Origin of the sequence: Micromonospora sp. NPDC005173 (genome assembly GCF_040608515.1) — a bacterium.
Lineage (GTDB): Bacteria > Actinomycetota > Actinomycetes > Mycobacteriales > Micromonosporaceae > Micromonospora.
Genome location: NZ_JBEXIK010000038.1, coordinates 55,606 through 63,620, shown reverse-complemented (window position 1 = coordinate 63,620; position 8,015 = coordinate 55,606). Strand labels below are relative to the sequence as shown.

6 protein-coding genes are annotated in these 8,015 nt (G+C 67.3%); 4 read left to right on the top strand and 2 right to left on the bottom strand.

Features of this window, described 5'->3' with window-relative positions:
- Positions 1–433 precede the first annotated feature (433 nt).
- Positions 434–1,984 (top strand): hypothetical protein, encoded by a 1,551-nt coding sequence (locus tag ABZV00_RS29375; protein ID WP_355611984.1) that lies wholly within the window; start codon positions 434–436, stop codon positions 1,982–1,984.
- A gap of 273 nt (positions 1,985–2,257) precedes the next feature.
- Positions 2,258–3,253 (top strand): hypothetical protein, encoded by a 996-nt coding sequence (locus ABZV00_RS29370; RefSeq protein ID WP_355611981.1) that lies wholly within the window; start codon positions 2,258–2,260, stop codon positions 3,251–3,253.
- 1,211 nt (positions 3,254–4,464) lie between these two features.
- Here ABZV00_RS29370 and ABZV00_RS29365 read toward each other — a convergent pair.
- Both ABZV00_RS29365 and ABZV00_RS29360 read right to left on the bottom strand, forming a co-directional pair.
- Positions 4,465–4,821, bottom strand: a complete 357-nt coding sequence (locus ABZV00_RS29365) for a hypothetical protein (protein ID WP_355611978.1) — start codon at positions 4,819–4,821, stop codon at positions 4,465–4,467.
- Positions 4,822–4,889: 68 nt separating this feature from the next.
- Positions 4,890–6,038 carry a flavin reductase gene (locus tag ABZV00_RS29360; RefSeq protein WP_355611975.1) on the bottom strand — a complete coding sequence of 383 codons (1,149 nt, stop codon included), beginning with the start codon at positions 6,036–6,038 and terminating at the stop codon, positions 4,890–4,892.
- 274 nt (positions 6,039–6,312) lie between these two features.
- On the opposite strand from ABZV00_RS29360, the gene ABZV00_RS29355 reads away from it, so the two are divergent.
- Both ABZV00_RS29355 and ABZV00_RS29350 read left to right on the top strand, forming a co-directional pair.
- Positions 6,313–7,314, top strand: coding sequence for a Gfo/Idh/MocA family oxidoreductase (locus ABZV00_RS29355; RefSeq protein WP_355611972.1), 1,002 nt, complete (start codon positions 6,313–6,315; stop codon positions 7,312–7,314).
- A 114-nt stretch (positions 7,315–7,428) separates the two neighbouring features.
- Positions 7,429–7,968, top strand: coding sequence for a hypothetical protein (locus ABZV00_RS29350; protein ID WP_355611970.1), 540 nt, complete (start codon positions 7,429–7,431; stop codon positions 7,966–7,968).
- Positions 7,969–8,015: the final 47 nt, after the last annotated feature.

The window sequence follows — 8,015 nt, the reverse complement described above, 5'->3', positions numbered from 1 at the left end:
CGCCCCCGTGCATGCAGACACAGCCTCACCGCGCGGTTCCCGACGGCCACCATCTCATCGGCCACCCCGAGACTGGCGAGCACCTCCAGGGTGCGCGGCTAAACCGCCAAGGCACGGGAGGGGCGACCCGACGCACTCAGCGTGGTATCTGAGAACTCCAATTCGGCCCGCAACCTTGTAGCATGCGGCGGACGACGGCCGGCAGCTGGAGCGCGGCTCTGGTACGACTCGGCGGGCGGCACCGTCGGGTCGGGCGGCCGCGGCGCCGGTCAGGCCGGGGCCGGCGTGAGAGAGGAACCTGCTCGGCGTGTTCCAGGAACCGGACCAGACTCGGATGATCGGCGGAAACTCAATTGGCGGGGCCTCAGGCGCCAGGGGCGGGGCGTCAGGCGCCGGGCCGCCAGAGGTGTGGGACGCGGAGCTAGCCAAGACGATGCGGCACGTTGCCGTGCTGCGCACCGGGTTCTACGTTGTCGTGCTCCTGATCGCGCTCGGTGGCCAGGTGTCCGGGGCGATGGAAGGGCTCGGCATGCCGTGGTACGTCGCCCTTCCCGCGGTTGGGGCGTTGGAGCTGGGCGGCGTCGTGGTGCTGGCGAACGCTGACGTACGCCGTCGACTAGGCGAAGGGGCGATGCTGTCCCGGGTGTTGTCGGCCGGCATCGCCACCGCCGCTGTCGCCTTCAACTGGCTGGCTCACAGTAACCACCTCGAAGGCGGTTTCTACGCGGGCATGTCGCTACTCGGTTATCTCGTGTGGCTCATGAGCAGCGAGAATCAGCGGCGGGACCGGCTGCGCGCCAGGCAGCAGCTGCCACCCACGACGCCGGGGTACGAACCGGTCGGGCACTGGTTGCGACACCCGTGGCTGACCCGCCGCGCCCGCTCGTTGGCCAAGGCCGATCCCGGCCTCGGGCTGTACGGTTCGCTCGACGCGGCCCGCGCGCAGATTCGCGCCGAGCGGCGGCAGGCGGCGCTCAGAAAGGTGTTGCGCCGCAAGATCAGCCGAGCACTGGACGCCACCACCGCGGACATCGCCCTGGCGGTGTACGACCTCGACGAGATCGCCCAGCGGCTGGCCGAGCAGGCGGACTACGAAGGACTCACCGCGCTGATCGCCGCCGATCTTGCACCGGCACGCGTGCTGGCCGGGAACCTGCCGGCTGGCGGCCGACGGTGGCGTCGGGCCGGCCAGCCCGACCCCGCCGCACTAGCCTCGGCCGCGCGGCTGCTCGCCCACGCCCCCGAGCCGCTCATGGACGCGGCCCCCGTAGCCCCCGCGGCGGACGTGGCCTCCGGCGGCTCAGCGCGGCCAGAGTCGGCCGGGGACGCCGTTCAGCAGGCGGGAGGAGACGGTGACGAGCGCCCGGGATCGGAGCGGTCCCGGGCGGTGACGCCGGACCGTACCGACCGGCAGTCGGAGCGGTCCGAAGACACGGGCCAGCTCACCTCGACCACGGATCAGCCCGACCCGCCCCCCGCCTCCGACTGGGCGGCGCTGCACGCGGAACTCGCCCCGCTCCTACCGGCAGCCCCATCGCGCCGAACGCCGCGCAACACAGCAGGCCGGTCGGCCACCAGCCGGGCGGAATCGCCGTCGACCACGGACGCGCCAGGCTCCGTCGCGGAGCCGGCCGACACCGCGCCGCGGGCAACGACCCGCCGCGCGGCACCGATGCCGCGAACCGCGACGGGACAGGCAGGTGCCGCCCGAGTCGCCGACCTGGCGGGCGAGGCGGCGCCGACCGTGGAAGTCACGCGAGAGCTACCCCTGGTGGCCGGGCGGGACCTGCCGGATCTGGTAAACACCGCGGCGAGCCGCACCACACCACCCGTCGCGGCCCCCGACGCGGTGGAGAAGGCCACCGAGCAACGATCAGCGTCGCGACCGCGGCCGCGTCGGCGGGACGACGGGGACCCGCGACCGAGCTCGGAGACCGTTCGGCGTCGGTCGAACACCCAGTCGGCCGAGGCCGGTCGGCCCTGACGGAAAGATCCTCAACGGCCTGATCAACGAATACTCCCAGGCCGCAGTGACCATCACCTTCAGCGACCGCTTCCCAGCCGCTGAAACCTACTAACCAAGATCGCCGGAAACACCGTTCACGAGGCAGTCCCCCGATCCCGCTTGTATCCGATCGCATTTCGTTGGCTGTCGGCTTGACGACACCACGCTGGACGCCGGTGCCCGCCAGGCGCACTTTTCTCGGTACACGATGCGTACACAAGGGCACGCTCACTGCGGTCGAGGAGCATCGAAATGTCCAACATCGAGGTGAAATCTTACCGCTACCTGCGAACGGCGATGGTCGCTTTGCTGCTAGGCCTCGGAGCAGCTGTCGTGTACCACAGCCTGCAAGCGGGTGCTTTCCTCGCATCCGTTAGTGCCTACTACTACACCCCTGCGCAGGCGATCTTCGTCGGTGCCCTCATCGCCCTCGGAACCTGCATGATCGCTCTGAAAGGGACCAACGAGGTCGAAGACGTATTCCTCAACCTCGGCGGCATGTTTGCGGCCGTGGTCGCGATCGTTCCCACGTCGCGCGGCGCGGACTATAGGACGGCGGTTCGTGCCTGCGAGCAGGCGGACAGTCCGGCGCTCGAAAAGCTGGACTGCCCCACTGTCCGGACGTTGGCCGAGGCCACCAATGCGAACGTCGAGAACAGCACGGTTGCTCTGCTGTTCGTGGGCGCGCTGGCTCTCCTCGCCGCCGTACTCTTCTACTCGTTGAAAGACCGGAGGACGCCTGGGGCAAAGTTCCCTCGGTGGGCATTCGTGGCGACGTTGGTGGTGTACGGGGGCTGTGCCGGTGCCTTCGCGGCGTCCCGGGCATGGTTTATTGATAACGCCCACTACATCGGCGCCGTCGGTCTGCTCGCGTGCATCATCGTCGTGGCGGTGGCCAACGCACTTCGACGCGACCAGGGGCGGCAGGAGACTCTAAACGCCATTCCCGGCGCGCTAGCCCGCTCCAGGGATTTCTACGCATGGTTCGCGCGGATCCTGCTAGGGGCCGCCGGTACAGGCATCTTGCTGTGGCTTGTGGACTGGATCAGCCTGTTCCTGCTCGAGATCGTCGTCGCCGCGTTCTTTGCCGTGTTCTGGATGGTGCAGACCATCGAACGGTGGCGCGACGAGCCCCGGCCCGATGGCGGTGATCCTGGAGAGCTGTCACCCATTAAAGCGCAACGGTCCAGCCCAGGCAGCGGACGTCCTGACCACGACCAAACTGACCGGACAGTTGGACAGGCTTAGCCTCGCCAACTCGCGCCGACGCCGGTTCCGTCCGCCCGGCAGATTTGATCGCTGTTGATGTATGCAGTTCTGGTCCTGGCATCGCGGCGGCGCGGCGCGTCTGCCTGGATCGGCCAGCCAGAGTTTCCCACGAGGAACCACACCTCGGTCATCCGTACGACCGCTGGTTCCTGTTGTTGGCGCGTCATACTGTCTCCGCGCTTATTTCGAAAGACGAGAACGACATCGACATCCAATGCGATCGAACAACGAGCTGCAAGCCATCCTCGTCCTCAAGCCCGCCGAAGACGCCGCCACCTACGATGAAAATGGCTCAATGTACGCCGCAAATGCAGCGAAGCCCGCTACCGGCTATTCCGGCAACGGGCTTCCTACCTGCACGTTCCTGTCCGTCGCGCAACTGCCGCCCGTGCCCGATGCCGAGGACTTCATGATCAGGCCGCGGTCCAGCGGCACCATCTGGCTACAGCCCTTGTTGGCGTCGGTTGTGCCCGGCTTGTACCCGATGATCTCGCCCGTCCATCGCTCGCCGGTCCAGGACCCTTCCTTTCTCCTACCCACCCGTCGGTCGGCACGAACAACCGGGGGAAGGAGGTGGCGGCTCCGTCACCGTGGGCGCGGTCTTGGGTCGTCGACCGCCCACTCGACTTCACCCTCCCGCGGTGCAAGCTCCCCACGACGGGTGAGGTAGCGGCATGCAAAGTCGCTCAACAACCAACCGCCTAACCAAGCGACCGCGGCGACGAAGATGAGGTCAAGAAACGCGATCGACGTAAGGCGACCAGCCCCCCAGGCGAGCGCGGCGATTACGCCAGCTGGCCAAGTGATCCATCGGATTGGGACACCTTCGTCCGACCTCATCAAACACCTCCGAATCGGGCGGCCTCGACAGAGGCCTCTGAGCGTGGACCAACACGATTAATCGGAATGGGTTATGCCGGAGGCCTGTCTCGTGGCATGTCGCTCGTCGACTTATGGGCTGAGAGTTTTCCAGGAGGCTACCCCTCGCGCCTGACTTGGTAAACCGTGATCGGACCTCACCTCGGCCTTTCGTTAAGGACTGTTCAGGTCCTTGACCGAAAATCAGGAAGGGTCACCACGATGGGCGGACATCCGGGCCCTGCGCTTGCAACCGTTATGCTCCAAATGTTCCGTCAGCGGTGGCCTGGCCCACGCGCGGACAAAACGTCAGCCCGTCCTCCACCTGCTGATCACGAGTATGAGCGACTTGGACCGATGCCCAGCTCAGCCACGTAGCCAAGGTGTTGGTAGCCCCACAGGCAGGCCTGCATGATGAGGCTGCTGCCGGCCAGCGAACCGGGCCAACCGTCGTCGATAGCCCCGTCCCGAACCCTCGCAGGACCTGCTCCGGCCGCATCCCGCCAGCTCAGGCGTCCACAGAAGCCTATGTCGCACTCTCGCTCACCGCGCGGCCATGCCAGGTTGCCGAGGCGAACGCGGAGCACAAGGAACTCCTGAACATCTACCAGCGGCGGGACGAACAGGCCGCCGTGCGCCTGACCGTCCAGCGCCTGCAGGCCACCCTTGCGGCGATCGAGGAAGCTCACGCGGGACTGAGCCGAACGGCACAGCGCGCTCGGCGGATCCCCGATCAGCCGACTGTAAGCAGGCGCATCTAGAGCCGTCCGCCGGTGAACACCAGGATCTCGCGGACCCGCTTCTTTGCGAGCTCGCAGTAGTCGACGGCGGCCTGCCTTGCGGCGCGTGCGTCGCGCCGCTCGAACGCTTCCATCAGGCGCCCTTGAACCTTCACGAACTTCTGTGACGTTTCGGGCGTCGACCCGAATGAGCGGGTCATCACGCTCTTGATGCTGAGCCGACCGAACGTCGACGTGAGCAGCGGATTGCGGGCGAGGGACACGAGGTGCTCGTGAAACGCGTAGTTGGCATCGAGATAGCCGTGAAAGTCCACGAACCGCTCGCCGACGAGCAACGCGGCCATCGTGTCGAAACGGAGACGCAGCTCGGCCACCTCGTCATCGGTTACCCGATGCATCGATAGCGTGATGACGCCGAGTTCGATCGCGAGCCGGGCGTCGAAGGTCTCGTCGGAGGTGCGCACGTCGAGCGGCGCGATCACGTAGCCGCGGTCCGGGTCACGGCGGACCAGCCCATCCGACGACAGCCGGGTCAGCGCGTAGAACGCAGCTGCCTGGTCGACGTCGAGTTGCGTCGCCAGTTCCTCGAGCGGCAACGCGTGGTCGGCGGGGTACACCCGGCTCAGCACGAGCTCGCGCGCGCGTCCGTAGACCTCATCGTCGCGAGCGAACTCGAACCGGCCGAACCCGCCGCGGAAGTACGTCAGCGGCTGCCCCTGGCCGGCGGTCGCGGACACCACCCGCCCCAGAAAGATCGTGTGGGTACCGCCGGCGACCGACTCGACGACCTCGCACTCGATGTGCGCGAGGGCGTCGCTGAGCAGCGGCAGCCCGAGCGCCCCAATGTGGAGGGCGACACCGCGAAACTTGTCACTGCTCGCGATGGCGAACTGCTTGGCGAGCTCGCCCTGGTCCTCGCCGAGCACGTTGACGACGTACCGCCTGGACATTGACACTGCCTGTGCGGTTGGGACGGCGTTGTTGATGCAGGCGAGCATCATCGGCGGGTCGAGCGACAGCGACGTCACGGAACTCGCGGTCATGCCGTGACGCTTGCCGTCCGCCTCGGTCGTGACGACGGTGACCCCGCTGGCGAGGTGACCGACGACGTGCCGGAAGTTGGCCGCATCCACCGACGGGTCCGTGCTGGTGCTGGCGGGCTTCATTCCCCTACCTCCGTCGTCGCTGCCGGGACTGGCTGCGGACGGTGTCACGTCCTTCTTCCCGGTGCTGCTCATTGAACAAAGCGGGCGGATGGCGGGCACTCACGCAAGCCGTGAGATTGCGGGTGCCGGGGTGCCGGGGGCCGTAAGAAGGCTGCTGCTCCGCGTCGTACCCGGCGAGGTATCCGGTGGGACTGACGGATTCCGCCATCGCGGCGGGTGAATTTCACGTTGGGGGACACTCCGCTTTCCCCGGTCCCGAGGCTTGACTTCTAGGGTGATCAACGCAGCCGTCGTGGGCCTCGGATGGTGGGGCCAGAAGATCGTCACCGACCTGGCCAACAGCGAGCACGTTCGAGTCGTACTGGGCGTGGACGTCGCCAAATCCGCCCGTGAGCGCGGAGCCGAGCACGGCATCCGCGTGGCGACCTCGCTGGACGAGGCCCTCGCGGACGAGGCCGTCGATGCGGTGATCCTTTGCACGCCGCACCGCTTGCACGCGGAACAGATTGTGGCCGCGGCCAGGGCTGACAAGCACGTGTTCTGTGAGAAGCCGTTGACCACCAACGGCCGCGAGGCCCGTGCCGCCATCGCGGCGGTGCAGGCGGCGGGCGTGCAGCTCGGCATCGGCCACGAGCGCCGCTTCGAGCCGGCCGTCCAGCAACTGCGCGAGATGTGCCGCAGCGGCGAGGTAGGTACCCCGCTGGTGTTCGAGGGCAACTTCAGCCAGGACAAGTTCCTGGACCTGCCGGGCGACAACTGGCGGCTGTCCGCCGCCGACGCGCCGGTCGGCCCGCTGTCGGCCACCGGCATCCACATGGTCGACCTGGCGATCGCGGTGTTCGGTCGACCGGTGGAGGTGTGGGCCCGCCTCGGCATCCACGCGACGACGTTCGAAAACGGTGACACTCTCACGATCACCATGGGCTTCGAGAACGGCCGAACTGCGATGATCACGGCCATCCTCACCACGCCGTTCGTCGGCCGGGTGACGGTGCTCGGGTCCAAGGCGTGGGTGGAGATCCGTGATCGCAACCACCCCGAGCTCCCGCGCGGCTGGGATGTCACCACTGTGCACCGGGGAGCGGAGCCGAAGACGGTGTTCTTTCCGCCGCACCCGAGCGTCCGCGAGAACATCGAAGCATTCGCCCGTGCCGCCGCCGGCGAAAAGCCGTACCCGGTGTTGTACGAGGAAATGCTGTACAACGTCGACGCGTTCGAGGCGATCACCCGCTCGGCGCACAGCGGGCTCGTTGAACGGGTGGGTGGTTCGTCGTGACGACCCCAGGCGCATCGTGGTTCGACAGCAGCCGGCTTCCCTAGCGGTCCGCGCCTAACCACTCCAACGACGAAACGTCTCGCGCGATCACCACCGAGTCGACACGATGACCGAATGCACGATTGGCCCGGACACTCCGGCAGCGAGGTTCCCGCACCAACTCCTGTCGCGTGGCTGACGCTGGGCATGTTGCCCACCGAATGGATCCCTCGGTGGGCCGCGTTCTGGCTCGCAGGGGGATACGACGGGTCAGCCCTCGTCGAGCTCGCCGGACTTCACGGCGACGACCCGCACGAGGTCCGGGCCCTGCTCCCGGCGGCGCTTGCAGAATGTGGTGTAGCCGTGTCAGGAACAGATGTCGCCGCCGCGATGGAAGCCTTCACCCACCTGACTCAGCTCTACGCTGACGGCAAGGCAGGCGAGCGGTGGATCGTCAACAAAGTCGACCAAATCCTCGCCAGTTCCGGATACGCCAACAGCGTTATCTCCCTCCCCCTCGGCCAGCTCTACGGTCTGGACGACGAGTGGGCAGGGGGTGGGGTAAGCAGTTACGCGGCAGAGCAACTACGACTGCGACGAGCGCACGGTGCGAAACCGGCTGCACAAGCCCGCGCTGCTCGGCCACTCCTTTCAGCGGCGGCGAACCCTGCCTGAGGTCGCCGTCCGGCTGGTACGGCTGCTCCTACCCCTCGCCCAGCCCG

Coding starts and splice junctions, on each gene's coding strand:
- ABZV00_RS29375 (WP_355611984.1), top strand. CDS start 434: ATGCGGCACGTTGCCGTGCTGCGCACCGGGTTCTACGTTGTCGTGCTC.
- ABZV00_RS29370 (WP_355611981.1), top strand. CDS start 2,258: ATGTCCAACATCGAGGTGAAATCTTACCGCTACCTGCGAACGGCGATG.
- ABZV00_RS29360 (WP_355611975.1), bottom strand. CDS start 6,038: ATGAAGCCCGCCAGCACCAGCACGGACCCGTCGGTGGATGCGGCCAAC.
- ABZV00_RS29350 (WP_355611970.1), top strand. CDS start 7,429: ATGCACGATTGGCCCGGACACTCCGGCAGCGAGGTTCCCGCACCAACT.